The following is a 25,762-nucleotide window of genomic DNA, read 5'->3' on the forward strand; positions in this document are numbered from 1 at the left end:
TTCGAACCTACGATACACAGTACCAAAAACTGCTGCCTTACCACTTGGCTACACCCCATCGGTGAGGCGCTGTCTAAAGTTTGTTGCGAGGGGGTGCAAGAGGGTTTTTAAAAAAAATGCAGTTCCTGTCCGGCTCTCGTTAGAAAATCTGCATGGCCCCGGGCTTTCATCAGCTGGCGGCAACCCGATGCCCTTGGAAACCGTATTTACCTTAAGGGCTTACGGATCTTTTACATGACATGTTTTGTGCGCCTGCCAAGTGCTGGAACGAACGGCCGGACCGGTTCTCCGGCGCGCGCGGATGGGTGCGGAAGGGGTGGCCAGCCCGATACGGGCTGGCGCGGGCTTGTGTCCGCTTCAGGACCCCCAAATGGCCTGATGCGCTTCTTCGCCGCTCTCAAAAATATGCGGTTGCACGCTGCGGCTGGCGAGGGTGCCTTGCATCTTCAGGCGCATGAAGGCGCTGGTGGTGTAGTGGGCAATCGAGGCGCTGTGGCGCTCCAGTGTCCGGCCGACCGATGCCGCATAGGCATCCTGCAGATCCTCGGCAATGCGGAAGCCGTTCTGGTTTATCACCATGCTCACATCCTGGCCGCTTTTGACAAAGGCATCCTGCAAGACACGGGTCAGGTCCTCGATGTCGCGCTTCTTCTTGACGCTCCAGCCTTCGAGGTTGAGGAACATGGTGTGGCGTGCGGCATCATAAGTGACCCGCTCCGACAGGTTCAGGTTCAGCAGGTCATTCATCAGCCCCATCTGCTCATCCTGGAAAATGCGCGGATCCATCGGGCTGACGTTCTCGATGATCGGCTTGAACTCCATCTGATCCAGGATATCGCGCTGCAGGTCGATGCCGGGCGCAATCTCGATCAGTTCCAGTCCCTTGGGCGTCAGCTGCAGCACGCAGCGTTCGGTTACGTAAAGCACCGGCTGCGAGCGCTGCGAGGCGTAAGGGCCGGAGAAGGTGATCTGTTCGATCAGGCGGACGAACTTCTTGTTGCGGCCTTCCTGGACGATGCGCAGGTTGCCGTCCTCAACCGCAACCTTCAGCCCGCCAGCGGTGAACGTGCCGGCAAAGACCACCGCGCGCGAGTTCTGCGAGATGTTGATGAAGCCGCCGCAGCCATTCAGGCGGCCGCCGAAACGGGAGGCATTGACGCTGCCTTCGGCGTCGCATTCCGCCATGCCGAGACAGGTGAGGTCGAGCCCGCCGCCGTCGTAGAAATCGAACATCTGGTTCTGGTCGATGATGGCATCAGCATTGGCTGAGGAGCCGAAGCTGGAACCGCCTGCCAGCACACCGCCGACCGCGCCGGCCTCGGTTGTGAGGGTGATATAGGGGGTGGCCTTTTCCTCGTTTGCTACCGCCGCGACGCCGTCGGGGGCGCCAACGCCCAGATTTACGGCCCCGTTGGGCGGCAGTTCAAAGGCGGCGCGGCGGGCGATGATCTTGCGCTGATCCAGCGGCATCTTGGCGATGCCCTCCACCGGCACCCGGATTTCACCGGAGAGGGCAGGGTTATGCTGCACGCCGTAATTCATCCGGTGCATGTCCGGATCGTCCGCCAAGCAGACGCAGTCCACCAGCAAGCCGGGGATCTTCACGTCCTTCGGCTTGATCGAGCCGTCCTCGACGATGCGCTCCACCTGGGCGATGACGATGCCGCCGTTGTTGTGGGCGGCCATTGCCTGGGCCAGGCAGTCCAGCGTCAGCGCCTCGCGCTCCATGCTGATGTTGCCGGAGCGGTCGGCGCTGGTGCCGCGAATAAAGGCGACGTCGATCTTGGTGGCCTTGTAGAACAGCCATTCCTCGCCATCGACTTTGTGGTAGCGGACAATGTCCTCCTCGGTCACCTTGTTGACCTTGCCGCCGCCATGGCGGGGATCGACATAGGTGTGCAGGCCGACCTTGGAGAACAGCCCCGGCTGGCCCGCCGCGCAGGCCCGGTAAAGCTGCGAGATTACCCCCTGCGGCAGGTTGTAGCCGCAGATCTTGTTCTCTTGTGCTGCTTGCGCAACCTTGGGCATGCGGCCGAAATTGCCGGCAATCACCCGGCGCAGCAGCCCGTCGTGGTGCAGCCGTCCGGTCCCCAATCCCTTGCTGTCGCCGGCGCCTGCGCACATGATCAGCGTCAGGTCGCGGGGCGCGCCCTCCTCGATGAACCGCTTTTCCAAGGCCGCGTGCAGCATTTCCGGGATGCAGCTTTGCACAAACCCGGTGGTGGTCACGACATCCCCGTCCCGGATCAGTGCCATGGCCTGTTCGGTGGTGGTTGTCTTGTCTTTCATGGCGGCGCGTCCTCCCCGATGCCTGTCGCCTTCCGCTTGGGCTTTGCGGCCTTGCGGAAACTGATCGGGCATTCTAGCCGCGGGCCAGACGGCGCCTGTCCTTTGATTGCGTCAGCGGATGGGGGACATACGACATCACGCCCCGCGGGCCGGGGCGAAGTTTCCGATCGGCGGCCGGCTGTTGCCGATGCGGCGGGCGGCGGGTCTCATCCAGGTGGCCGTGCATCAGCCCGGTTGCGGTCAGAACAGGCTGTCGCCGGATTGAAACCAGTCGCCCATGCTGATGTCCTCCAGCAACACGGACCAGTTTGCACCATCCGAGAATTTCAGACCGCCTTCTGTGTCCTCAATAGACAATGTGCGGCGCATTGGGCCTGTCACTTTGATTTCATCCAGGCCCAGTTCGAAATCCGTTATGGTGTCATCCCCATGGTGCCGTGTCCGGAACAGAAAACAGTCGCCGCCAGCGCCGCCGGTCAGCAGGTCATTCCCGGCGCCGCCGGTCAGAGTGTCGGCATGCAGGCCACCGTCAAGCGTGTCGTTGCCCTTGTTCCCGGACAGCCTGTCCATGCCGCGCCCGCCTGACAACTCGTCGTTGTCCTGCCCCCCTGTGAGATGATCTTTTCCAGTGCCGCCAAAGATGAAGTCTTCCCCGGATCCGCCATTCAAGCGGTCCCGGCCAGCGCCACCGTCCAGGCAATCGTTCCCCTGGTTGCCAGCAAGCGTGTCCTTGCCGCGGCCCCCCTGAAGGTCATCGCCGCCGGCCCGGCCAGCCAGGCTGTCTGCACCATCATTGCCGAACATGAAATCACGTCCGGCACCGCCTTCAAGGGTGTCATCGCCCATTGTGCCGGCAGCCCTGTCCATCGCCATGAAGATGTCTTTTTGAATGGCGCTGATATCGGTGTTACGCACAATGATATCGGACAGGCTTGTCTCCCATAGCGCCTTCATCTCGCTGGCGGGAATACCCTCGCGTCCTTCACTCCAGAATGGATCGCCGTCGCGCAGGCGGGTGAACTGGTCCACCATAACCGTGGTAAAGGTTTCCCCAAGCAGCCCGTCGCCGGACGGGTCTTCGGCCAGTCCGCCAACCCATGCATCGACCAGATCGGTGTCGCCATAGGCATCTTCCAGTCTTGCCGCCAGACCGGCATCCTTCGTGATATCGGTAAAGCTTTCTGCCCGGGCAAGGCCAAGCGCTTCGCGCAGGTCATTATAGCTGGCGACACCCAGATCGCGCCCGCGTTGAATGTTCAGCGCTGCCAGGTCCAGCCCGCCTGCGCTAGGCGGCCCGAACAGGAACGAGCGCACATCCTCGACCACCATAGTGTCTACAGCTTCGGACGCTTGGGTTGCAGCACCGCGCATGACGTTTTCGATCATGTCCGGTTCCTTCAACAGATGCGGCTGAAAGAACGCGTCCCGCAACGCCAGCAGACCGGCGGTTCCGTCAGCTGCCACCAGCTGCAGATTGGCCGGCAAAAGCGTATGCCCCAGCCGGAACACGGCAGTAGAGAACTCGATTGCAATGCCGGGGTTCACGTCCGGGTCATAGCCCTGATAGGCCCCAAGCGCGTCTTGGCCGATCAAAAGGGGGAGAAACTCCTTGAAGGTGACACTTTGCACCAGCGCTTCGACCCGGGCGCGGGCAGCCTCAAACAGCTGGCCGTCTGTCAGGCCTGGATCCCTTGCGGCCAGTTCCTCAACCAGCCGGTTGTGCTCGCGGGTGAAAATCGTGTGCATCGAGGACAGGGCCACATTTTCCGCGGCGCGGACATCCCCGGTCAGGAAACCGTCGCCATCCCGGCCCAGATACCCGTCCTTGGTCATCCGCAGCCTGCCGCCTTCGTCCCGCATTGCTGCGACAGTTTCCACCGTCGAGCCATAGATCATGGAGGCATCGATAAATGCGGTGATCTCATTGAGATACTCACCGTCCTGCTGCGCCACCCGGGTAAAGGGAATGACCGCCTCACCGGTGCCGAAAGGATCAAAAAACGGATCTCCCGCCGGGACTTCGATATCTGCCCCGGTCTCGCTTTCGGTCCCGGTCAGCGACAGATCATGATCCAGAAACTGCCCCCAGATCCACAGGAAGTCCGACGCGCCTGCAGCATTCACAGTGCCGCCGTCTTGCGCAGACAGGATATTGGAAATCTCACGCGGGTTGGGCCGGTCCGCCCCGGCCATGCCGCCGTCAGAAGTCAGGCCGCTGGGCGCTAAATGCAGCAGGCCGGTGCCGGTTGCCCCCCAGTCTGGATTTTCGGAATGTGCGGCATAGCCATCGGCGGGGCGTGCGGCCCCGATCTGTAAACTGGACATGTGATCCCCCAATCACTCATTAACTTTCACCAAAACTGCCATTGTGTGCGGCGCGCCATCCCTGTGCGAGCGGTGCCGGTAAACGCCTTCCCAGGTTCCGGAAATGCACTCAAACCGGGACACAGGCAGGCGCCCATTATATCACGATTTAGTGTGATTTTGTGTATTGTCGTGATTTTCATGGCGGATCAGCGCCATCGCGTCACAGGTAAAGCAATAGGCCGGGACCCTGCGTGTCAGGCTTGCCGGGCCTGCAGCGTTGCATCAGTGGCAGACGGCGTATCAGTCCACTTGGCAATTTGTTCCAGCAGCAGCTGCTTGCGCATCGGCTTGGAAAGAAATTCAACCATGCCTGCAGCGCGGCAGGCCGCTTCGTCGGTGCTCAGCACATTGGCGGTCAGCGCAAGGACAGGGCAGGGCGCCCGGCCGTTCTCCTGTTCCCAGGCCCGCAGGCGGCGGGTGGCTTCAATGCCATCCATCACCGGCATCGACATGTCCATCAGCACCAGATCGAAACGATGTGCGGCGAAGGTGTCCACCGCCTCCTGCCCATTGCTGCAAATGGTCAGCTGAATGCCGGAAGGGGCCAGCATTTTCTGCAAAACCAGTTGGTTGGTACGGTTGTCCTCAGCCGCCAGAAGGCGCAAGTGGCTGAATTGCCCGGCTGTTTGCCCGGCGCTGGGCGGCACCGCGGCGGCAGCCTGCGGCGCACCGGAGTTCAAGACCTCCTGCAGGGTCTGCAAAAGCAGTTTGTTGCGCGCCGGTTTCATCAGCACACGCAACGTCTTGCACTCCTTCAACACTTCATATTCGGCCAGCATCTGACCGCCGGTGCAGAAAACGATCGGCATCTCCCGGCACCCGGGCAAGCTGTGCAGGCTCCGGCAAAGGTTTCTGGCTTGCTCCAGCGGCAGGCTGGTTTCAACCAGCACCAGATCCGGCTGCCGCTGTTCCGCAGCCATTGCCGCCACTTTTTCCAGCAGCCCGTCCATGCCGTGAAGCGCGATTGTGTCTGCCCCCCAAAGAGCCAGCTGGCGCTGCCGCACGTCGCGGGCAAAGGCCAGATCCGCGGCCACAGCCACCAGTTTGCCCGCAAGCGGCCGGGAAAGGACCGGCGCAGGAGCGGCAACAGGCAGCGTCAGGCAGACAGTGAAACAGGACCCTGTGCCGCTCTCCGAGTCCACATCGATCCGCCCGCCCATGGCCTGCGCCAAACGGGACGAGATGGCCAGGCCCAGACCGGTGCCCTCAAATCGCCGGGCGGTGGTGCTTTCGACCTGCTCGAAGGCATGAAAGATCTGGCCGATACAGTCATTGGGGATGCCGACCCCGGTGTCGCGCACATCAATGCACAGTGGAATAGCATGGCCGGCGTCGTAGTTGAGTGTGATACTGATAAAACCTTCCAGAGTAAACTTTACCGCGTTGCCCACCAGGTTCATCAGAATCTGCCGCACCCGGCCGCTGTCGCCGGTAAAGACGGCAGGCGTGTTCTCCGGGATGTCGATACAGATTTCCAGCCCCTTGGCGGATGCGCTGGGCGACATCAGCGTGGCGACGTCATAAATCACGTCGCGCAGGTTAAAGGGCTGCTCCAGCATCTGCTCTTTTCCGGCCTCCAGCTTGGAGAAATCGAGAATGTCGTTGACGATGCGCAGCAGCGCCTCGGACGATGCCAGAATGGTTCCGGTGCAGGATTGCTGTTCAGATGTGAGGCTGGTTTCATTCAGCACTTCCGCCATCCCCAGAACCCCGTTGATCGGCGTGCGGATCTCATGGCTCATGGTTGCCAGGAAGCGGGATTTGGTCTCGGTGGCAGCTTCCGCCCGGGCTTTTTCCTGCTGCAGCCGCTCGGCGATCCGCTTCTTTTCCTCCAGACTGGTTTCCAATGTGTCCAGCGCCGCAAATACGGCAGAAATCTCACTTGCTTCCTGTGAGGGCGCAAATTGCTCGCGGCTTGCCAGCCGCCGCAGCTTGGAAGCCGCCAATTGCATCGCGCCGGAGACGGCATGCGCCTTGCGAATGGCAAAAATCAGTGCTGCAAGCATAAGCAGCGCGGTGCCGGTCAGCCCCAGAACAAAAATACGGGACAACGCCCGGTTCGCCGCCGCGATGGCCTGTTCCGCATGCACAGCCGCCAGGCCGGTCACGGTGGCAGCTTGCCGGGTAACCGCCTCGCTGCTCATCATCAATGTGCTGAGAGTGGGAATGTCCTTTGCAGGTTTGATGCCCAAAAGCACAACCGCCAATTCGCACCACTCCGTCAACGTCTGATTCAGGGTTTCAGCCTCGGCCCGCAGCGGCCCAGGCAGCGGTTGCTTCAGCAAGGCGCTGAGATCGCTGTTGATTTCCTTGAGGTAAGATTGAAACTGGCTGGCCACGTCTTCCTGCGGGATCAGCCGCGTCATCGCCAGAACGTCTTGGGCATAAACTTCGGCGGCCGTGATGCCGGTGCTGACGCCGCTGGTGCGCCGGGTCACCTCAAGCGAGGCTTCCAGCACTGCGTCTTTCCGGCTGGAGGCATACATCGCCATACTGCCGATCAGCAGTGCCGCAAGCAGTGCTGCAACCGCAATCACCAGAACCGGCAGCACGGTGGACCGTTTGATATTCATAAGCGGGGACCCTCAGCCATGCGCATCAGTTTGCCGGCAGAATAGGGGTTGGCACATTGGTTCCGGTATCCGTCAGCGTCTGCAGAAAGGCAATCAGGTCGGTGATGTCCGCTTCGGTGGCGGCAAAACCTTCGATATCCGGCATTCGGGATGCCTTGGCACTGCCGCCGTCGGCATAATGGCGGACCACCTCCCGTAATGAGGTGAGCGAACCGTCGTGCATATACGGCGCCCGCAGAGCGATGTTGCGCAGTCCGGGGGTCTTGAAGCGGTAGTTCATCTCCGGGTCCGGCGGTGTCAGGCCGCCGCCGCCAAGATCGGTTGTTTGAATTCCGATGTCATGCAGCTGGTTGTCCGTGAACATCCAGCCGGAATGACAGGACACGCAATTCGCCCGCCCGTTAAACAGCGCAAAGCCGCGTTTGGCGGCCTCCGGCACTGCAGTTGCATCCCCGCTTACCCAGCGGTCGAAACTGGCCACGCCGCTGACAATCGTGCGCTGGTAGGTGGCGAGTGCCGTCAGGACGGTCTCCTTGCGGATCCCCCGCCCGGGGAACAGGCGATCGAACCAGGTTTTGTATTCATGCACCGCAGTCAGGCGGGCGGTGATGCCGTCAAAGGTTGCGTTCATCTCATCCGGAGCGGTGATCGGCCCAATGGCCTGCGTTTCCAGGCTGTCCGCGCGCCCGTCCCAGAACAGCGGGGTGATCCAGGCCGCGTTCAGGAGTGTCGGCGCATGGCGGCGCACGGGTTTGTTTGCAGCGCCGATGGCCTTGGGTACCGGGGTTTCCCAGCCGAAAGAAGGGTTGTGGCAGCTTGAGCAACTGATGTTCTGTCCGCCGGACAGGCGCGGATCAAAGAACAGCATTTTGCCCAAGGTGGCAATTTCACGGCTGTAGGGCGCAGCCTCCGGGAATGGCACGGCAGCGGGCCGCTTGAATGCGTCAAGCCCGGCGGGTTGCGCCAGGCTTTGGACGGCCCATAGCAGCAGCGGTACTACAGCAGCGGCAGCAGCTTTCCACTGCATTTAGGACCTCCCCACACTATCCAAAGCCTAGTTACCCGGAATAACACTCTCTGAGAAGGCTGTTAAATTTGCGTAAGCTTTGCCGTCTTTAAGGCCTTACATGTGCTCTAGGTCCGGTTGTGGGCCTGCGTTCCTGACACTTTCTTGGATCCCGCACTCCGGGTTGCCAGCCAAGGCCCGGTTTTCAGCACCATCAGCGCAAACCCTGCGGTCCATAAACCTCCGGAAACGGTGATTCCGGTCCAGCCCGCGGCCAGTTCAGTGCTGCCTGCAACCCGCAAAGCGGCAGACGCAATGACCAGCGCAAAGGCAGCGGTCAAAGCCGGGCCTGCAACCAGCGGCCGGCCGCTGTGACCCATGGTGGCGCGCATCATGACGGCCAATGTCATGCCGCCAACAGCGCCGATACCCAGGATATGCGCGGCTGCGGCGGGTTCGAGCAAGCCAAATGGCACTGCCGCGGCGGCGATCAGCCCTGCAGGCACCAGCGCATAGGCCGCATGCAGCATGAACAGCAGCGGCTCACCCAGGCTGGCCAGCCCGCACCAGCGTGCCAATCGCAGGACGTGCAACAGCCCGGCTGCCAACAGCAGCACACCGCTGACGGCAGCCCAGGGCGCTGCGGTCCAGGCGAGCAAAGCGGAAGCACCCGACGCGAGGGTCACGGCATCGAATTTGCCGAATGGGACCGGCATCTTCTCTGCGCCGTTCTTGGCCAGCCAATTGCGGGTGAAACTGGGGATGATCCGCCCGCCGATCAGCATGATCAGAAAGATCAGCACGGCAATTCCCAAACGGCGCGAGATATCAGCCGCCCCCTCGGTCATCGCCTCAATATGGAAGCAGGCATTGGCCAGGCCCAGCAGGGTGATCGGCACCAGAACCTTGAGGTTGCGCCAGTTTTCACCCGCGATGATTTCGCGCGCGATCATCACAACCACAGCGGCCAGAAAGGCGCAGTCCGCAACCATCACCCCAAGCGCCGGCAGCCCCAGCCAGCCGGCAGCGGCGATCCGGCCCAGCAGCCAAAGGCCTGAAAGCAGCGCCAGCGGCCAGCCGCGCGCAGGCATCCGCCCGGTCCAGTTGGGCACTGCGGTGAACAGGAAGCCAGCCACGACCGCCGCGCCGTAGCCAAAGATCATCTCATGAATGTGCCAGTCGGTTGGCAGAAACGGTCCGCTGTACACAAGCGTGCCCTGCCAGATCAGCAGCCAGGCGGGGATCGCCAGCAGGGCAAACAGGCAGGCCCCAAGAAAGAACGGCCTGAAGCCGAAGGAAAACAGGACGGGTCCAGAATAGTCGGTTCGCGCAGCCATTTCGGCCTCCAAGTGTCCAATCAAAGAAAGGCGGGCGGCACTGGTCAGGTGCCGCCCGCCGGTTCGGCGCAAGGGACGCAATCTTTCGCCGAACCCCGTGGATCAGCACCGGCAGGCAGGGGGGAGGGAGGCTCCCCCGGATCCGGGTTCCCGTTTTTCCCGCACGGTTGTTTCCTCTGGCGTCACTATGCGATAACGGCGGGGTCATCTCTTTGTCCTTCAGCAAACTTGCGGTGCATTCTTGTCCAAGCTCGACGAAAGCCTCCTGACCGGGCTGCCGCCCTTCAACCTTCTGGAGCGCGGCCAGATCCGCGAGATACTCGATCAAGCCCTGCCCAGGCGCTATGACGAGGGCAATGAGGTTTTTCACGAAGGCCATGACGCCGACCGCTTCCACCTGCTGCTGGACGGCTACATCCGTGTTGTGAAAACCACCGAAGGCGGCGAGCAGATCATCGCGCTGCATATCTCGCCGGGCCAGTTGTTCGGCATAGCGCCCGCGCTGAACCGCGACACCTATCCGGCGACGGCTGTGGCGGCTTCGGAATCGCTGGCGCTGTCCTGGCCGGTGCGGCTGTGGGCTGAGTTCACCGCCAAGTACCAGGGCTTTGCCACCGAAAGCTACAGCACCCTGGGCCAGCGCCTGGGGGAGATGCAGACAAGGATCACCGAACTGGCGACGCAAGCAGTGGAGCAACGGGTGGCGGCGGCGCTTTTGCGGATGGTGACCCAGTCGGGCCGCAAGGTGGAGGAGGGGATCGAGATCGCTTTTCCAGTGACCCGCCGCAATATCTCGGAGATGACCGGCACCACGCTGCACACCGTCAGCCGCCTGCTGTCGGCCTGGGAAAAGGACGGCATCGTTCATTCCACCCGCAAGCATATCGTTGTCACCGACCCGCACCGGCTGGTGGTCCTGAGCGGCGCACAGGGGTAGGGGCGGCTGAAAGACCGGGAGGTGTCCCGCTGGCAGCGCAGGTAACTTTTAGGGCAAGAAGCCGGAACGCCAAGCGGGGCAGGTTTCCTTGATGCGCAGGCACACGTTGCACACAGAAACTGCACAAGCCATTCGCTGCGATTGCCGCCTGGCCGGCCTGCGGGCGGGCTATGCCCGGTGTTCAGCAGGCACGATACTTCTTGGCCGGTGTCATTATTGCTGAGTGTCTTCGGGGTGCTGACTACCGTGCTCATATTGAAGCCGGGTCCGTTTAAGACGCTCAATTTTTCTGCGCCGAAGCTCGTTTTCGTCGTCGAGGATTTCACGCGCTGCACGTGAGGTCTTTTCGATCGCTGTTTCCTTGCGGGACAGACCGGCCAGGCCCAATTCTTCGATGTTTAGCTTGGTCATCTGGTCACTCTAACTGGATTGATTCCGGGGCAGGATTTATTTTAGCGGACGAACGTTCAGTATATTTTGTCTCTCAGGTGCGGCAGGGACCGGATGAGTAAGGCGCGGCGGTCTAAGCGGCGGTGCGGGAGTCCGTTTGAAACCCAGCAGTGTCAACAGCAGAGAGGAAAGCTGCGCGTGCGGCGCCGACGGGGGCGAGACAGTCCATGACAGCATCAATTTTCTCAAGCGCAATGTTTCTGTTGCGATCGGAAACCGGCCAGGCTTTCTGCAGCCAGAAATGGGCTTGTTCAATCGTCGAGATTTTTTGTGTCCGGCCTTCCGAGGGCAGGAAAATGGTCATGGGAGAACCCCAAGAGATTTCTATCAAGATTGTTCTTTCGGTAATTTTTGGAAGAGAACCGCATCTGCAGTTTAAACAGGGCAGACGCAGGAAACGGGAGCATTTCAAGAATGCTCCCGTCAATAGTTTCATGCCTGCAATGGCTTACGCAAGCGCAAGATTGCTGGCGGACTCACGTCCGTCGCGACCGCTTTCGATGTCGAAAGTCACGGCTTGGCCATCGTCAAGCTGCTGGATGCCAGCGCGTTCCAAAGCAGAAATGTGGACAAAGATGTCCCGCGATCCCTGCTCGGGCGCGATGAAACCAAAACCTTTTTGCGAGTTGAACCATTTCACGGTGCCATTGGCCATCGTGTCGTCTCCTTGATAAATGCTATCCGCAACACGCGATAGCCCGGCCCAGTGTCGACATAGGAACAACTGGGGCCGTTAGGAAACAGAAGGTCTAAGAAGAAGCTTTGCTGGACCGAGATGGGGTATGCGATCCATGATTGCAAGAGAGCTGCAGCGATATCTTGCAAATAGTTTTACTTGGCTCCTATCATTCCCCGCAACTGCTCCCGGAAATCCATCTCCTCCAGCCCGTATTCGCCGCAGGCGTCGATCAGCGTGTGAAAGGGGGCGATCGGGCAGCCGGGGCAGATCATCTGGCGGCGCATGAACTCGGCCGCGCAGGCGGGCCAGTGATGAAACAGGTCTGCCAGGGGCAAATCCGGGTTGTCGAAATCGGGGCGTCGCATGGCGTGTCCTCCTTTTCTTGCATCTTGCGTGCAGCAATGGGTCCGGTCTTTGCGCTTTAACAACATACGCGGCGGTGCGCGGGTTTAGGCAGACCCTATCCGCAACTGTACTCAGGACCGCGATATGTCAGAGATACTTACCAAGTCGCGGGCCAGGAACGTGTTCTACGGGGGCTCCTTGTTCTTCGTTGTCGTGTTCGTGGCCATGACCGCGCACAGCCACCGCTACATCGTCAAGACCTCCACTGCTGGCATGGAACTGACCGACGCGGTGCGGCTGGGAAAACATGTGTGGGAGCGTCACTCCTGCATCAACTGTCACACCCTGCATGGCGAGGGCGCCTATTTCGCCCCTGAAGTCGGCAACGTAATGACCCGCTGGGGCGTGCTGGACGAACCCGAGGACGCCTATGAAATGCTGAACGGCTGGATGGAAGCCCAGCCGTCCGGTGTCGAGGGCCGCCGCCAGATGCCGCATTTCGAGATCACCGAGGAAGAAATGCGCGGCCTTTCTGAATTCCTGCGCTGGGCGGATCAGACTGATACCCAGAACTGGCCTCCGAATGACGCGGGCTGAGGGAGAGAAACAATGAAGTATCAATCACAAAAGGTGGCCTATGCCTATTTCATGGTGGCAATGGGCCTGTTTGCAATCCAGGTCCTTGGCGGGCTTCTTGCCGGCTGGATTTATGTCTGGCCCAACACGCTGAGCGAGCTGCTGCCCTTCAACATCGTGCGCATGCTGCACACCAACGCGCTGATTGTCTGGCTGCTGCTGGGCTTCTTCGGCGCCGCCTATTACCTGATCCCCGAGGAGTCCGAACGCGAGATTTTCTCGGTGAAACTCGCCTATATCCAGCTGGCCATTCTTGTCGTCGGCACTCTGGGCGCGGTCGGCTCTTACCTCGTGGGCATCCACGGCGGGCGGGAGTTCCTGGAACAGCCCCTGTGGGTCAAGTTCGGCATTCTTGTCGCGGCAGTGATATTCCTCGTGAACATCTCGCTGACCGTGCTGGCGGGCCGCAAGACCGCGATCACCAACATCCTGCTGATGGGCCTGTGGCTGCTGTCGCTGTTGTGGGTTTTTGCCTTTATCAACCCGGACAACCTCAGCCTTGATAAAATGTACTGGTGGTTTGTTGTGCACCTCTGGGTGGAAGCCACCTGGGAACTGGTGATGGCCGCAATCCTTGGCTACCTGATGCTGAAACTGACAGGCGTTGACCGCGAAGTGGTCGAGAAATGGCTTTATGTCATCGTAGCCCTGGCGCTGTTCTCCGGCATCCTGGGCACTGGCCACCATTTCCTTTGGATCGGCACACCGGGTTACTGGCAGTGGGTCGGCTCGATCTTCTCAACTCTTGAGGTGATCCCCTTCTTCGCGATGATGAGCTTTGCCTTTGTCATGGTCTGGAAAGGCCGCAAGAACCACCCGAACAAGGCCGCGCTGCTGTGGTCGCTGGGTGCATCGACCGTGGCTTTCTTTGGCGCCGGCGTCTGGGGTTTCCTGCATACGCTGCACGGGGTGAACTACTATACCCACGGCACCCAGATCACCGCCGCCCACGGGCACCTCGCGTTTTACGGCGCCTATGTGGCGATGAACCTGGCGATGTTCACCTATGCGATGCCGCATCTGCGCAACCGCGATCCCTATAACCAGGTGCTGAACATGGCATCCTTCTGGCTGATGACCGGCGGCATGGCCTTTATGACCTTTGTGCTGACCTTTGCCGGCACCATCCAGACCCACATGCAGCGCATTGTCGGCGACTACTACATGGATGTGCAGGACCAGCTGGGACTGTTCTATCTGATGCGTCTCGGCTCTGGCGTGGTGGTGGTTTTGGGCGCGCTCTTGTTCATTTACGCAACCGTCGTGGTCCGCCGCGAAGTCATCAAGCCCGGCCCCGCGGCCGTACCGGGAGAGTAAGCCATGAATGCGATGAACATGCCTTCCGTACCCTTCTACCGTCCCGCAGGCGATGAATGCACCGTCTTCGAGATGGCCCAAGCCAACGGTCTGCCCCTTCTTCTGAAGGGGCCGACCGGCTGCGGCAAGACGCGGTTTGTGGAACATATGGCAGCCCGTCTGGGCCTGCCGCTGCACACCGTTGCCTGCCACGATGACCTGTCCGCCGCTGACCTGATCGGGCGCTACCTGCTGAAGGGCGGCGAAACCGTCTGGGTCGACGGGCCGCTGACCCGCGCCGTGCGCGAGGGCGGTATCTGCTACCTGGATGAAGTGGTTGAGGCGCGCAAAGACGTGGCCGTGGTGCTGCACCCTTTGACCGACGACCGCCGCCGCCTGGTGATCGACCGCACGGGCGAAGAACTGTCAGCCCCAAAACCCTTTATGCTGGTCGCCAGCTACAACCCCGGCTACCAGAACATCCTGAAAAAGCTGAAACCTTCGACCCGGCAGCGGTTCCTGTCGATCAGCTTTGATTTCCCCGAAGCCACTGCCGAAACCGCCGTGGTCGCGTCTGAAAGCGGGCTGGACGCGGACCGCTCTGCCGCACTGGTGCGGTTGGCGGGCCATATCCGCAAGCTGTCGGGCATGGACCTGGAGGAGGGGGTTTCCACCCGTCTCTTGATCTATGCCGCGACGCTGATCGCCAAAGGCATGAGCGTGGAGCGCGCGGTAGAGGCCGCCATCATCGAACCCCTCAGCGACGAGGCTGACGTGAGCCAAGCGCTGCGCGACCTTGCCGCCAGCGTCTACGGGTGATGCCATGATCCACGCTCTCGACCTTCTGGAACCCGAAGAAACGGTTGGCAACCTGTGGCACGGCATGGCCACACGGATCGGCGCCGCCGGGGACGAAGCGGAACACACCGTCCGGTTTGAGGACATGCGCGCCAGCCTGGCAGCGCTGTTCCGGGCGCTGGGCGGGGCCGGGGGCGTGGAAATCCAACCGGCGCCCTCGGTGCTGTCGGACCACCGTCCGGACCGGCTGCGCCGCATCGGCACTCCGCGGGAGATGGCGCATATGGCCAGCTTCGACGGCGAGCGCTTGCGCCTGCCGCCGGAAATGGCTGCCTTTCCCAGCAGGGCGCTGAACCGCAAGGCCTATCTGTGGCTGGCGGCGATGGCCGCCACGATAGACCTGCCGGAACGCAACGAGGACCGCTATCAGGCCGACCAGCTGGAGATCGCGGCCAATGCCCGCGCAGCCGATCGGGTGTTTGCCGCCTGTCCGGGGCTGCGGTCTGCCTATGGGGCGTTCTGCGCCCATATGGCCGAGACCCGCAAGCGCAGCGGCCTGCCGCGGTCCGAGGCGCGGATTGAACGGATGGTGCTGGATCAGATCGGTTCCGACTGCCGGGTCGCCGAACCCTGCACCTGCACCGAACCGCGCGGCTACCGGACCTATCAGCCGGTGCCTTTCTGGCTGCGCCTGCCAGTTCCGCAGGCGGGCAGGGGGGCAGCGCCTGAGGCGGAAGAGATGAAAACCCCCGGCCTCGCCGTCTCCACCCGCAAAACGGCCAAGCGGCAGGATCAGGACCAGACCACCCGCAAGGACAGCTTCATCGTCCACCGGTTTGAATCCATCCTGTCCTGGGCTGAAAGCCTGAACATCAACCGGATGGTGGATGACGACGACAACGAGAACGCCCAGAAAGCGGCAGAGGATCAGGACAATCTCACCCTCTCGCAGCATATGAAGCGGGCTGCCTCGCGCCTTCGGATCTCGCTGGACCTGTCGCCGCAGGACGCCGAACACGAGCGGCTGGCGGGGCAGTTCACCTATCCCGAATGGAACCACCGCCTGGGCAAGCACATGCCCGCACACACCTGCGTGCTGGAGGCCGAGGGCAAGCCCGCCGACAGCTTCCATCCCGATCCAAAGCTGGTCGCCCGGGTGCGCCGACAGTTTGCACCGCTGCACCCGCGCCGGGTGATGCTGCCGCGGCAGCTGGACGGCGATGAGCTGGATCTGGAAGCGGTGGTGAAATCCCATGTCGATCTGGCCTGCGGCCAGCAGGGCAGCGACCGGGTTTGGCAGGCCAGCCGCCCGATGGCCCGCGACCTGAGCGTGGCAGTGCTGATGGACTGCTCGCGATCCACCGAGGCCACGGTCGGCGACCGCCCGGTGATTGAGACCGCGCGCGAGTCGCTTGCGGCGCTGGCAGGCGGCATTGCCACCGCGGGGGACCGGCTGGGCATTTGGGGGTTTTCCTCCCTGCGCCGCGACCGGGTGTTCCTGACCCGCGCCAAAGGGTTCGATGACGGGATGTCCGAGGCGGTCACCGCCCGCATCGGCGGCTTCAAACCCGGCCACTACACCCGGCTTGGCGCCGCGATCCGCCATGCCTCGGCCCAGCTGTCAGCAGAAGGCGCCGAGCGCCGCCTGCTGCTGGTCATCACGGACGGCAAGCCCAATGATCTGGACCATTACGAAGGCGTGCATGGCATCGAGGACAGCCGCATGGCGGTGCGCGAGGCCCGCGCCCTGGGCCAGTCGGTGCACGGCGTGGTGATCGACGCCGACGGGCAGGACTGGTTTGCCCGCATCTTTGGCCGTGCCGGCTTTACTCTCTTGCCCGACCCGGCCCGGCTGCCGCGCGCCTTGCCGGAAATCTATCAATCCCTGACCATGGAGCACTGAGATGAAACGCATCCTCGCCCCTACTCTTTCCCTCTGCTTGCCCTTGCTGGCCCCCTCCAGCGCCTTTGCCGCCGCATTCGAGCGCCCGATCCCGCAGCCGCAGACCGAAACCGCGGAGTTCTGGTTCCTGGTGGGCTCCATCGCGCTGATCATCAGCCTGGGGTTTGTCCAGTACCTGGTGAGCCGGCGATGACACCGCAGCCCTCCTGGCGGCTGCTGGCGGCGCTCTACCCGTTCGGGGCGGGGGCTGCCGCGGTCAATATCTTCTTTGCCTCGCTGATTGGCAGCTGGATCGGTTGGCGGGTGCTGACCCCCTATGAATCGGTCGCCTGGGGGCTGCTTCTGGGCCTGCCCGCCACATTTGTCTTCGCCCGTCACATCGCCCGGCTGATGCAACAGGCAGACAAAGGCTAAGCAGCATCATCACACGTAAAAAGGCCCCGCAACGCAGGGCCGTGGCACCATTTAACAGTGGGGGAGACACAAAGTGGCAAGGCGGCCCGGTTTCGGGGGGAGAGCCGCCTTGCCGCGGGTTCAGCCGGCCGCTGCCAGCAGGCCGGCATCCGCCGCTGCCTTCACCTCGGCCAGGTCAGCCTCGCCATCGGCATTGGCGTCAATGGTGGCAAAGGTTTCTGCAGTCAGATCAGGAAAGGCCACCTGCAGCTCTTCCAGCGAATAGGTGCCGTTACCGTCCACGTCGGCCTCGGTGATGGATTCCATTGCGGCCAGCGGCGCAGCGGTCAGAACAGCAAAGGCGGCGGCGGTCAGTGCGAATTTTTTCATGTGAGACACTCCATTTATTTGTTTGGCTCGTTACCAGCGGCCACGGTGTTCCGTGTGCCGTGGCATAGAGCTAGGCTGCCGCAGAGCCAGGTTCTATCCCCTTGAGCCATAGGCGCAATTTCCGGCGCCGGACTGCCAGAACCGGCCTGTCTCCTAGGCGCTTTGCCGCCCTGGATTCTTCCTGGTCCTTTCTCCGCTCAAGCGCCGGAGCCGGTCCTGCAGAAATCTGCCTGTACCGGCTGCGATACCTGTTCGCGTCTTGAAATCTAAGAGCGGGGAACTGCCGTGCCCTGTCCGGGAGACGGGGGCGCCAAGCAGCCGTTGCCGGGCACTAATGGCCGACCAGGCGGTGCAATTCAGAAAAGCTGGGCGACTGTACCGGCCGGTACCTGAAACCGGCTGCCTACTGGGCGGGGACAGCAAAACCGCCGTTCAGCGCGCTGACGGCAAGTGCAGGTGACGTGTTGCGGCTGGCCATGCGTTCCAGGTTGACGATGGTCGACAGCATGATGCGGTCATGGCTCCAGTCGCTGGGACGCTGCAGCATCATGGCCGTGGCCAGCACCGCCCCTGCCATGGTGAGGTACACCAGGCCCCAGCCCAGCGAGTTTTGCCCCTGCGGCTGAGCGGCGGTAACCGCAATGATACGGCGTTGCAGCGAGGCGCCGCGGCGGGTTTCGCGGCGGTCGACCAGGGCCACTGCCGGGCTGCGGCGGGTAAACAGGGCCGGGCCGCGGGCGGCATGGGCGCAGGCGCGGATCAGGCACTCGCAATAAGCACGAACTTCAAACCGGGGCCGCGCCATCAGCGCCTGATCGCAGGCAAACTCGCGCAGCAGCCGCACCTCGTGCCGCCACAGATAAAACGCCGGATTCCAGAACAGCAGCGGGCGCAGCATCTCCAGCAGGAATTCACATTCGATATCCCGCTGGCGGAAGTGCTGCAGCTCATGCGCAACGGTCAGGCGCAGATCGCGCGGATCGCTCAGCAGAGCCGAAGGCAGCACCACATAGCGGCAAAACAGCCCGCGGGTGGAATAGGCAACACGGACGGTGTCAGAGACCATCAGCTGCACCCGGCCGATCCGTTTCCAGACAAAGGCGCAGCCCAGGTTCTGGCGCAGGCGGAAGATGGAAGCAGCCACATGGGCGAGACAGAACAGCGCTCCGGCGGCAAACGCGGCGGACAGGGCCTGGGCCCAAAACGGCTGCAGGCTGGTGAGGCCGCGCATGGCATCCTCACGCAAGCCCAGAAGCGTCTCAAACGTGCCTGCGCTCATGCTGACATTGCCCTGCAAGTATTGCGAGACCAGCATGTCGGAGAAATTCGGCGGATGGGGGGTGACGAAATGCGTGAAGGCAATGATCAGCAATGGCGTCGCCGCCAGCAGCACCGTCATCCCGTTCAGCAACCGCAATTGCGGCCGGTAAGCGCGGCCAAGTTTGCTGCGCGCCAGCAGCTTGCGGGCTAAGAACCACAACGCAACCCCTGCCAGCAGCAGGATATTCAGGTCAAAATAGGCATTCAGCAGAGCATCAGTTGGCATTGTCCCCCAGCCTTTCCTCCAAGAGCGCCCGCATCTCCTCGAGCATCTCGTCGGTCACATCCTCATCATCGACCAGCCGCGCCACCAGGGCGGCGGGCGCGCCGTTGAAAAGCTTGCTCGAAAGGTTTTTCAGAGATGTTTTCTGATACTCTGCCTTGGGAACGACGGGGCGGTAAACCAAAGAGCGGTCCTTGCGCTCGCTGGTCAGGAAGCCCTTTTGCTCCATGATTTTAAGAACCGTGGCCACCGAGGTATAGGCGCGTTCCTGTACCTGGTTCAGCTTGGCCAGGATATCGCGCACGGTGCCGCCGCCCATGTCCCAGACGGCGGTCATGAATTCCAGCTCCACTTCGGTGAGCAGGGAATTGTCGTGTTTCTTGCGCATTGCCTCGGCTGTCCGGCTCATTTGATGGTTCCAGTCATGCTAGGGGAAGGGGAGGCTGGTGAAAACTATTTTTTTAGGAGACGTGCGGCGGCTGGGGCCGAGGGTGTCAAATTGAGCGCTTCCGCGCGCTCTTATTCTGAGTGTTGAGACGTGACGCGCCGGCCTTGGGGGCGGGGCTTGGCGTGTCCGTTGGTGTTTTGGCTGAGAAGGCCTTGAAGGGCAGGTTTGCCTTCAAGGCCTGTTCCGATTGTGTTTGGTTTCGCGCGTCAAGGGCAAGCCGCCTGCGGCGGGGCCTTTGGCCCCCTTGACCCGCAGGGGCAGTACCGGAACTGACCCGCGGGGCAGTCAGACCTTCCAGAAGCAGAAGACGCCCCAGGCGATTGCCAGTCCCAAGGGCCACCAGAGCGGCATTCCCACCAGGCCCAGCCATGCCAGGAAGATATAGGAGGTGCCAAGCAAGCTGATGAACAGCCGGTCGCCGCGGGTGGTGGTAAGGCCGAGCACACCCTTGCGGGCCGCGCCGCCGGGGTGGCGGATTTCCACCGCGATCAGCACGCCGATGGCGCTGAAGATGCCGATGAACAGCAGGGCAGTGGGCCAGGTCCAGGCCATCCATGAAAACATTACACCCTCCCCATCGCGAAACCCTTCGCGATGTAGTTGCGGACAAACCAGATCACGATGGCGCCCGGAATGATTGTCAGAGTTCCCGCAGCCGCCAGCAGGCCCAGTTCATAGCCCGCGGAGGACGCGGTTTTGGTCATGGTGGCGGCGATCGGCTTGGCGGCGACAGCGGTGAGCGTCTTGGCCAGCAGCAGTTCCACCCAGGAGAACATGAAGCAAAAGAACGCTGCCACGCCCACGCCCGCCTTGATCGACGGGATAAAGATCGTCGCAAAGAAGCGCGGGAAGGAATAGCCGTCGACAAAGGCGGTTTCGTCCAGTTCTTTCGGAATGCCGCCCATGAAGCCCTCAAGGATCCAGACCGCCAGCGGGATGTTGAACAGGCAGTGTGCCAGCGCCACCGCCAGGTGGGTATCGAACAGCTCCACCGCGGAGTAGAGCTGGAAGAACGGCAGGGCAAACACCGCCGCCGGTGCCATCCGGTTGGTCAGGAGCCAGAAGAACAGCTGCTTGTCGCCCAAAAACCGGTAGCGGCTGAACGCATAGGCCGCCGGCAGCGCCACGGCGATCGAGATGCCTGTGTTGATCGTGACGTAAAGGATCGAGTTGATATAGCCCCAGTACCAGCTGGGATCGGTGAAGATGGTCGCGTAATTCTCCAACGTGAAGGTCTGCGGGAACAGCGAGAAGCCCGACAGGATTTCGTTAGTGGTCTTGAAGCTCATCGCTACCAGCCAATAGATCGGCAGCATGAGGAACAGGATATAGATAATGGGGACGATGGATCGTTTCTGCATGTTCCCCTCCTTTAGTTCAGATCGTCCTTGGTCATCAGCGTGTAGAACAGCCAGGAGACCAGGAGCGTGATTGCGAAATAGATGAGCGACATGGCGGCTGCGGGGCCGAGATCAAACTGGCCAAGTGCAATTTTCACCAGATCGATGGACAACAGCGTGGTGGAGTTGCCGGGGCCGCCACCAGTGAGCACGAACGGCTCGGTGTAGATGTTGAAACTGTCCATGAAGCGCAACAGGATCGCGATGGTCAGCACCGTTTTCATCTTCGGCAACTGGATGAACCGGAACACCGCCCAGTTGGAGGCACCGTCGATCTTGGCCGCCTGGTAATAGGCGTCGGGGATCGAGACCAGGCCCGCGTAGGACAGCAGCACCACCAGCGAGGTCCAATGCCAGACATCCATGGTGACGATGGTGACCCAGGCCGCAATGGGATCCTGTGTCATGTCATAGTTGATGCCCAGCGTGTGATTCAGGAAATACCCCAGCAGGCCGATGTCGGGCAGGGTGAAGATGTTCCACATTGCACCAACCACGTTCCACGGGATCAGCATCGGCAGCGCCATCAGCACCAGACAGACCGGCACCCAGAAGCCGCTGCGCGGCATCGACAGGGCAATGGCGATGCCCAGCGGCACCTCGATGATCAGGATCAGGAAGGTGAACATGAACTGGCGGCCAAGCGCTGCATGGAAGCGGTCCGACCGCAGGATCTGCTGGAACCAGTCCAGCCCCTGCCAGAAGAACACGTTGTCGCCAAAGGTTTCCTGCACCGAGTAGTTGACCACCGTCATCATCGGGATCAGTGCGTTAAAGGCGACCAGCAGCAGCACCGGCAGCACAAAGAACCAGGCTTTCTGGTTTTCGGTTTTCATCAGGCTGCTCCTTGTTCGTCTGCAGCGGGGGAGGTGGCAAGCCAGCCATCCACGTAAAGCCGGGTCATGTCCTGGCGGAAGGCAAGGTGCACGGCGCTGCCCTTGGCCGGGGCGTTGGCTTCGACAACGGCATTGACGCGCTGGCCGCCGGCCTCGCATTCCACCACCGTATGGCGGCCCACGTCGGAAACCTTGGTGACCGTGGCGGGCAGGCCATGGTCCGCCAGCGCGACAAACTCCGGGCGGATGCCGATTTCAGTCCGGCCTTGCGCAGCGCCCTGAACGGGGCCTTCCAGCGCAACGGCCTTGCCGGCAAACATCGCAGCGCCATTCCGCAGCTCGCAGGGCAGGATGTTCATCCCCGGCGAGCCGATGAAGTGACCCACGAATGTATGGGCAGGGCGTTCGAACAGCTCGACGGGGGTGCCGATCTGCACCACTTCACCCAGTTGCATCACCACCACCTGATCGGCGAATGTCAGCGCCTCGGTCTGGTCGTGGGTGACGTAGATCATCGTCGCCTTAACCCGCTGGTGCAGCTCCTTCAGCTTGGAGCGCAGCTTCCACTTCAGATGCGGGTCAATGACGGTGAGCGGTTCGTCGAACATCACCACGTTGACATCCTCGCGTACCAGCCCGCGGCCCATGGAGATCTTCTGCTTGTTGTCGGGCGACAGGCCGGCTGCTTTTTGCTCCAGCATCTCGGTGACTTCCAGCATTTCGGCAATCGCCATTACACGCTGGTGCACGGTGGCCTCATCCCGGCCGCGGTTGCGCAGCGGGAAGGCCAGGTTGTCGTAGACCGTCATGGTGTCGTAGATCACCGGGAACTGGAACACCTGGGCGATGTTGCGCTGGTCCGGCGGCAGCGCGGTCACGTCGTTGCCGTCAAACAGAATCTGGCCCTCGGAGGGCACCAGCAGGCCCGAGATGATGTTGAGCAAGGTGGATTTGCCGCAGCCCGACGGACCCAGCAGCGCATAGGCGCCGCCATCGTTCCAATCCAGATCGATTTCCTTCAGCGCGTAGTCCGAGTCGGTCTTTGGCGTTGAAAGATAGCTGTGGCGCAGTTTTGAGAGTGTTATTTTAGCCATTGATGCCTCACGCCGCGCGGCTGCCGTCAGGGGCAAAGAAGTAGGCCTGCGCGGGGTCCATGTAAAAATCGTGCAACTCACCCACGCGGTAGGGGTGAACGCCGTGGGCCAGCGATACCCAGCTGCCGGCAGCTGGGCCGGAACCCATGTCGAAATGGGCAGAGCTTTCAGAGCCGGAAAGCTCGGTCACCTGAACCTGGCCCGACAGCCGCACCTGAGCGCCGTTTTTGGCGACGGGCAGCACGTGGTGCGGGCGGATTGCGATTGTATAGGTGCCATCGTTGAGGTTCGCAGCATCACCGCTCAGCTCCCAGGTGACGCCTGCGCCAAGGCGGGCCGTGCTGCCCTGCTTGATGATCTCGGCGGTGTTGATCGGCGGGTCGGAGAACACCCGCGCCGCATCGACATTGCCGGGGTTGCGGTAGATCTCGGCGGTGGGGCCGAACTGGGTGACGCGGCCGTCACGCATCAGCGCGGTCTTGCCGCCCAAAAGCAGCGCCTCTTCGGGTTCCGAGGTCGCATAGACCACCACGGCACCGCGGCCTGCAAACAGCTCGGGCAGCTGGTCGCGCAGCTCCTCGCGCAGCTTGTAATCGAGGTTGGCCAGCGGCTCATCGAGGAACACCGCGCGGCTTTCCTTGGCAATCGCGCGGGCCAGGGCGCAGCGCTGCTGCTGGCCGCCCGACAGCTCATGCGGGCGGCGGTGCAGCATTGGCTTCAGCTGCAGAATGTCTGCGGCTTCCTCAACCCGGCCGGCAACTTCCGACTTGGCCATCCCGGCCACTTTCAGCGGTGAGGCGATGTTTTCATACACCGTCATATGCGGGTAGTTGATGAAAAACTGATGCACCAGGCTGATGTTGCGTTTCTGGGTGCTAAGACGGCTGACATCCTCGCCGTCCATTATCACCTGTCCGCTGGCCATCGGATCGAGGCCCGCCATCAGTTTGATCAGTGAGGTCTTACCGGAGCCGGTGGCGCCGAGAAGGACGTTAAAATGACCGGGTTCCAGCACCAATGAGGTGTCCTTGATGTGCTGGATCGCGCCGACGCGCTTGGTCACACCCTTAAGTTCGAGTGCCATCTTGCTTTGACTTTCTGGCAGGCGGCCTGTTTGCGCCCAGGTGCGAATGGGGGCAGGGGCGCGCAGTCTTTTGGGGAAGAAGGCCCCGGAAGACGGGAAAGTGTCTCCGGGGCCTGGGTTCAGCCCGGCCGGGCGATGGGGAGCCTGGCCGGACCGGGAGGAGAGCTTTACTCAGTCGCCCAGCGGGCCACCAGCTCGTCATAGTTGACGGTCTGGCCTGCGGGTTTCTCGTTCTCCAGCGGCGGCTTGGCGCCGCCATTGGCATACCACCACTCCGCGTCTTTCTCTTCGTTCAGGCGCGGGCCGCAGCCGCCATAGACGCTGGCCTGCTCGTCCGCACGCTGCATCCGGGCCATGGTGATGTCCATTTCCTCGGCCAGACGGTTCATCGCTTCCTGCGGGGTGAAGGCGCCAGAGTTGACGTCACCGATCTGCTGCCACCAGATCTGGGCCAGCTTCGGATAGTCAGGCACGTTCACGCCGGTCGGCGACCATGCAACACGGTCGGGCGAGCGGTAGAACTCGACCAGGCCGCCCAGCTTGGGGGCACGCTCGGTGAAGCTTTCGTGGTTGATCGAACTGTCGCGGATGAAGGTCAGACCCACATGCGATTTCTTCACGTCCACGGTTTTCGACACCACGAACTGGGCATAAAGCCAGGCCGCCTGCGCACGGTCAACCGGGGTGGACTTCAGGAAGGTCCAGGAACCCACGTCCTGATAACCAACCTTCTGGCCTTCTTCCCAATAGGGGCCATGCGGGCTGGGCGCCATCCGCCACAGCGGCGTGCCCTCGGCGTCGACAGTGTTGTTGCCTTCGGACTGCGGCTTCACCATGTCGGCGGTGAATGCGGTGTACCAGAAGATCTGCTGCGCAACGTTGCCCTGTGCCAGTGCCGGCAGCGACTGGTAGAAGTCATAAGACGCCGCACCGGGAGGCGCGTATTTGCGCAGCCATTCGTCCCATTTGCGGATCGCATAGACAGCCGCCGGGCCGTTGGCAGCACCGCCGCGGGTGACGCTGGCACCCTGCGGGTTGCAGGTGCCTTCATCCATACGGATGCCCCATTCGTCGATCGGCACGCCGTTCGGCTCACCCTTCGATCCTGCACCGGCCATCGACAGCCAGGCATCGGTCATCCGCCAGCCAAGGTCCGGCGCGCGTTTGCCGTAATCCATGTGGCCATAGATCGCGGTGCCGTCGATTTCCTTGACATGATCGCTGAAAAACTCGGCGATGTCCTCATAAGCCGACCAGTTGACCGGCACACCCAGGTCATAGCCGTATTTTTCCTTGAAGGCCGCCTGCAGATCTTCGCGGTCGAACCAGTCCTTGCGGAACCAGTAGAGGTTCGCAAACTGCTGGTCGGGCATCTGGTACAGATCGCCGTCCGGGCCAGTGGTGAACTGGGTGCCCATGAAGTCATCCAGGTCCAGATCCGGGTTGGTCACGTCCTTGAAGTCGCCTGCCATCATGTCGGTCAGGTTATAGGCCAGCTGCAGACGCGAGTGGGTGCCGATCAGGTCGGAGTCATTGACATAGGCGTCATAGAGATTCCGCTTGGTCTGCATCTGGGTCTGCACGGCCTGAACGACCTCGCCTTCACCCAGGATCTGGTGGTTCACCTTGATGCCGGTGATTTCCTCAAAGGCTTTGGTCAGCACTTCGGATTCGTAGGAATGCGTCGGAATACCTTCCGACAGCACGTTGATTTCCATGCCGCTGAACGGCTGGGCCGCCTGAATGAACCACTGCATCTCAGACAGCTGTTCATCCTTGGTCAGCACCGACGGCTGGAATTCTTCATCAATCCATTTTTTGGCTGCCATTTCGTCGGCATAGCCATCTGATCCGGCAACCATCGCGCAAACGGCGGCTGCGGACAAAAGATACTTACGCATCTTTTCCTCCCTGAAAGTCGCTTAAGGCCAGTTGTGCGTGATCTGCACCTGACTGCT

25 protein-coding genes are annotated in these 25,762 nt (G+C 61.8%); 7 read left to right on the forward strand and 18 right to left on the reverse strand.

Annotation, left to right across the window (positions count from 1 at the left end; all coding sequences use genetic code 11):
• Positions 1–357: 357 nt before the first annotated feature.
• The 5 genes from L1069_RS17590 to L1069_RS17610 form a co-directional block, all read right to left on the reverse strand.
• Positions 358–2,289: a CoA-transferase gene (locus L1069_RS17590; RefSeq protein ID WP_237456554.1), complete on the reverse strand. Its 1,932-nt coding sequence runs from the start codon at positions 2,287–2,289 to the stop codon at positions 358–360.
• A gap of 240 nt (positions 2,290–2,529) precedes the next feature.
• A complete protein-coding gene (locus L1069_RS17595) occupies positions 2,530–4,614 on the reverse strand; it encodes a peroxidase family protein (protein ID WP_237456555.1) in 2,085 nt (694 codons plus the stop codon).
• A 236-nt stretch (positions 4,615–4,850) separates the two neighbouring features.
• Positions 4,851–7,229: a response regulator gene (locus L1069_RS17600; RefSeq protein WP_237456556.1), complete on the reverse strand. Its 2,379-nt coding sequence runs from the start codon at positions 7,227–7,229 to the stop codon at positions 4,851–4,853.
• 25 nt (positions 7,230–7,254) lie between these two features.
• Positions 7,255–8,256 carry a cytochrome c peroxidase gene (locus tag L1069_RS17605; protein WP_129371835.1) on the reverse strand — a complete coding sequence of 334 codons (1,002 nt, stop codon included), beginning with the start codon at positions 8,254–8,256 and terminating at the stop codon, positions 7,255–7,257.
• A gap of 107 nt (positions 8,257–8,363) precedes the next feature.
• Positions 8,364–9,572, reverse strand: a complete 1,209-nt coding sequence (locus L1069_RS17610) for an NnrS family protein (protein WP_237456557.1) — start codon at positions 9,570–9,572, stop codon at positions 8,364–8,366.
• A gap of 241 nt (positions 9,573–9,813) precedes the next feature.
• On the opposite strand from L1069_RS17610, the gene L1069_RS17615 reads away from it, so the two are divergent.
• The gene (locus L1069_RS17615; RefSeq protein WP_129371833.1) at positions 9,814–10,509 is read left to right on the forward strand and encodes a Crp/Fnr family transcriptional regulator; all 696 of its coding nucleotides are present in this window, start codon (positions 9,814–9,816) and stop codon (positions 10,507–10,509) included.
• A 213-nt stretch (positions 10,510–10,722) separates the two neighbouring features.
• On the opposite strand, the gene L1069_RS17620 is transcribed toward L1069_RS17615, so the two are convergent.
• From L1069_RS17620 to L1069_RS17635, 4 genes are all read right to left on the reverse strand, one after another.
• Positions 10,723–10,920 (reverse strand): hypothetical protein, encoded by a 198-nt coding sequence (locus L1069_RS17620; protein WP_237456558.1) that lies wholly within the window; start codon positions 10,918–10,920, stop codon positions 10,723–10,725.
• A 112-nt stretch (positions 10,921–11,032) separates the two neighbouring features.
• The gene (locus tag L1069_RS17625) at positions 11,033–11,263 is read right to left on the reverse strand and encodes a DUF982 domain-containing protein (RefSeq protein WP_129371831.1); all 231 of its coding nucleotides are present in this window, start codon (positions 11,261–11,263) and stop codon (positions 11,033–11,035) included.
• A gap of 144 nt (positions 11,264–11,407) precedes the next feature.
• Positions 11,408–11,614: a cold-shock protein gene (locus L1069_RS17630; RefSeq protein WP_129371830.1), complete on the reverse strand. Its 207-nt coding sequence runs from the start codon at positions 11,612–11,614 to the stop codon at positions 11,408–11,410.
• A 176-nt stretch (positions 11,615–11,790) separates the two neighbouring features.
• Positions 11,791–12,003, reverse strand: a complete 213-nt coding sequence (locus tag L1069_RS17635) for a hypothetical protein (RefSeq protein WP_129371829.1) — start codon at positions 12,001–12,003, stop codon at positions 11,791–11,793.
• 124 nt (positions 12,004–12,127) lie between these two features.
• Here L1069_RS17635 and L1069_RS17640 point away from each other — a divergent pair, with 124 nt between their 5' ends.
• The 6 genes from L1069_RS17640 to L1069_RS17665 are packed head-to-tail and all read left to right on the forward strand — an operon-like array spanning position 12,128 to position 17,030.
• Complete coding sequence (locus L1069_RS17640) at positions 12,128–12,580, forward strand: cytochrome c (protein ID WP_129371828.1); 453 nt, start codon at positions 12,128–12,130, stop codon at positions 12,578–12,580.
• Between the two features lie 12 nt (positions 12,581–12,592).
• The gene (locus L1069_RS17645) at positions 12,593–13,936 is read left to right on the forward strand and encodes a cbb3-type cytochrome c oxidase subunit I (RefSeq protein ID WP_129371827.1); all 1,344 of its coding nucleotides are present in this window, start codon (positions 12,593–12,595) and stop codon (positions 13,934–13,936) included.
• 3 nt (positions 13,937–13,939) lie between these two features.
• A complete protein-coding gene (locus L1069_RS17650) occupies positions 13,940–14,734 on the forward strand; it encodes a CbbQ/NirQ/NorQ/GpvN family protein (RefSeq protein WP_129371826.1) in 795 nt (264 codons plus the stop codon).
• A gap of 4 nt (positions 14,735–14,738) precedes the next feature.
• The gene (locus tag L1069_RS17655) at positions 14,739–16,616 is read left to right on the forward strand and encodes a VWA domain-containing protein (protein ID WP_237456559.1); all 1,878 of its coding nucleotides are present in this window, start codon (positions 14,739–14,741) and stop codon (positions 16,614–16,616) included.
• A 1-nt stretch (position 16,617) separates the two neighbouring features.
• Positions 16,618–16,809, forward strand: a complete 192-nt coding sequence (locus tag L1069_RS17660; protein ID WP_134829219.1) for a hypothetical protein — start codon at positions 16,618–16,620, stop codon at positions 16,807–16,809.
• The gene (locus tag L1069_RS17665) at positions 16,806–17,030 is read left to right on the forward strand and encodes an NnrT protein (RefSeq protein WP_237456560.1); all 225 of its coding nucleotides are present in this window, start codon (positions 16,806–16,808) and stop codon (positions 17,028–17,030) included. The genes L1069_RS17660 and L1069_RS17665 overlap by 4 nt, the downstream gene beginning before the upstream one ends.
• A gap of 120 nt (positions 17,031–17,150) precedes the next feature.
• Here L1069_RS17665 and L1069_RS17670 read toward each other — a convergent pair whose 3' ends face one another.
• From L1069_RS17670 to L1069_RS17710, 9 genes are all read right to left on the reverse strand, one after another.
• The gene (locus L1069_RS17670; protein WP_129371822.1) at positions 17,151–17,399 is read right to left on the reverse strand and encodes an EF-hand domain-containing protein; all 249 of its coding nucleotides are present in this window, start codon (positions 17,397–17,399) and stop codon (positions 17,151–17,153) included.
• A gap of 403 nt (positions 17,400–17,802) precedes the next feature.
• Entirely contained in the window at positions 17,803–18,945 is a 1,143-nt protein-coding gene (locus L1069_RS17675) for a M56 family metallopeptidase (RefSeq protein WP_237456561.1), read from the reverse strand.
• Positions 18,935–19,351: a BlaI/MecI/CopY family transcriptional regulator gene (locus L1069_RS17680; protein ID WP_237456562.1), complete on the reverse strand. Its 417-nt coding sequence runs from the start codon at positions 19,349–19,351 to the stop codon at positions 18,935–18,937. Before L1069_RS17680 ends, L1069_RS17675 begins: the two co-directional genes overlap by 11 nt.
• Positions 19,352–19,675: 324 nt before the next feature.
• A complete protein-coding gene (locus L1069_RS17685; RefSeq protein WP_027259960.1) occupies positions 19,676–19,954 on the reverse strand; it encodes a DUF2160 domain-containing protein in 279 nt (92 codons plus the stop codon).
• Positions 19,954–20,751, reverse strand: a complete 798-nt coding sequence (locus L1069_RS17690; RefSeq protein ID WP_129371820.1) for a carbohydrate ABC transporter permease — start codon at positions 20,749–20,751, stop codon at positions 19,954–19,956. Before L1069_RS17690 ends, L1069_RS17685 begins: the two co-directional genes overlap by 1 nt.
• An 11-nt stretch (positions 20,752–20,762) precedes the next feature.
• Entirely contained in the window at positions 20,763–21,626 is an 864-nt protein-coding gene (locus L1069_RS17695) for a sugar ABC transporter permease (protein ID WP_129371819.1), read from the reverse strand.
• Positions 21,626–22,720, reverse strand: a complete 1,095-nt coding sequence (locus L1069_RS17700) for an ABC transporter ATP-binding protein (protein WP_129371818.1) — start codon at positions 22,718–22,720, stop codon at positions 21,626–21,628. Before L1069_RS17700 ends, L1069_RS17695 begins: the two co-directional genes overlap by 1 nt.
• 7 nt (positions 22,721–22,727) lie before the next feature.
• Complete coding sequence (locus tag L1069_RS17705; protein WP_129371817.1) at positions 22,728–23,804, reverse strand: ABC transporter ATP-binding protein; 1,077 nt, start codon at positions 23,802–23,804, stop codon at positions 22,728–22,730.
• Between the two features lie 167 nt (positions 23,805–23,971).
• On the reverse strand, positions 23,972–25,705 hold the full coding sequence (locus L1069_RS17710) for an ABC transporter substrate-binding protein (protein ID WP_237456563.1): 1,734 nt from the start codon (positions 25,703–25,705) through the stop codon (positions 23,972–23,974).
• Between the last annotated feature and the right edge of the window lie 57 nt (positions 25,706–25,762).

It is taken from the genome of Leisingera sp. MMG026, assembly GCF_021654205.1.
GTDB lineage: Bacteria > Pseudomonadota > Alphaproteobacteria > Rhodobacterales > Rhodobacteraceae > Leisingera.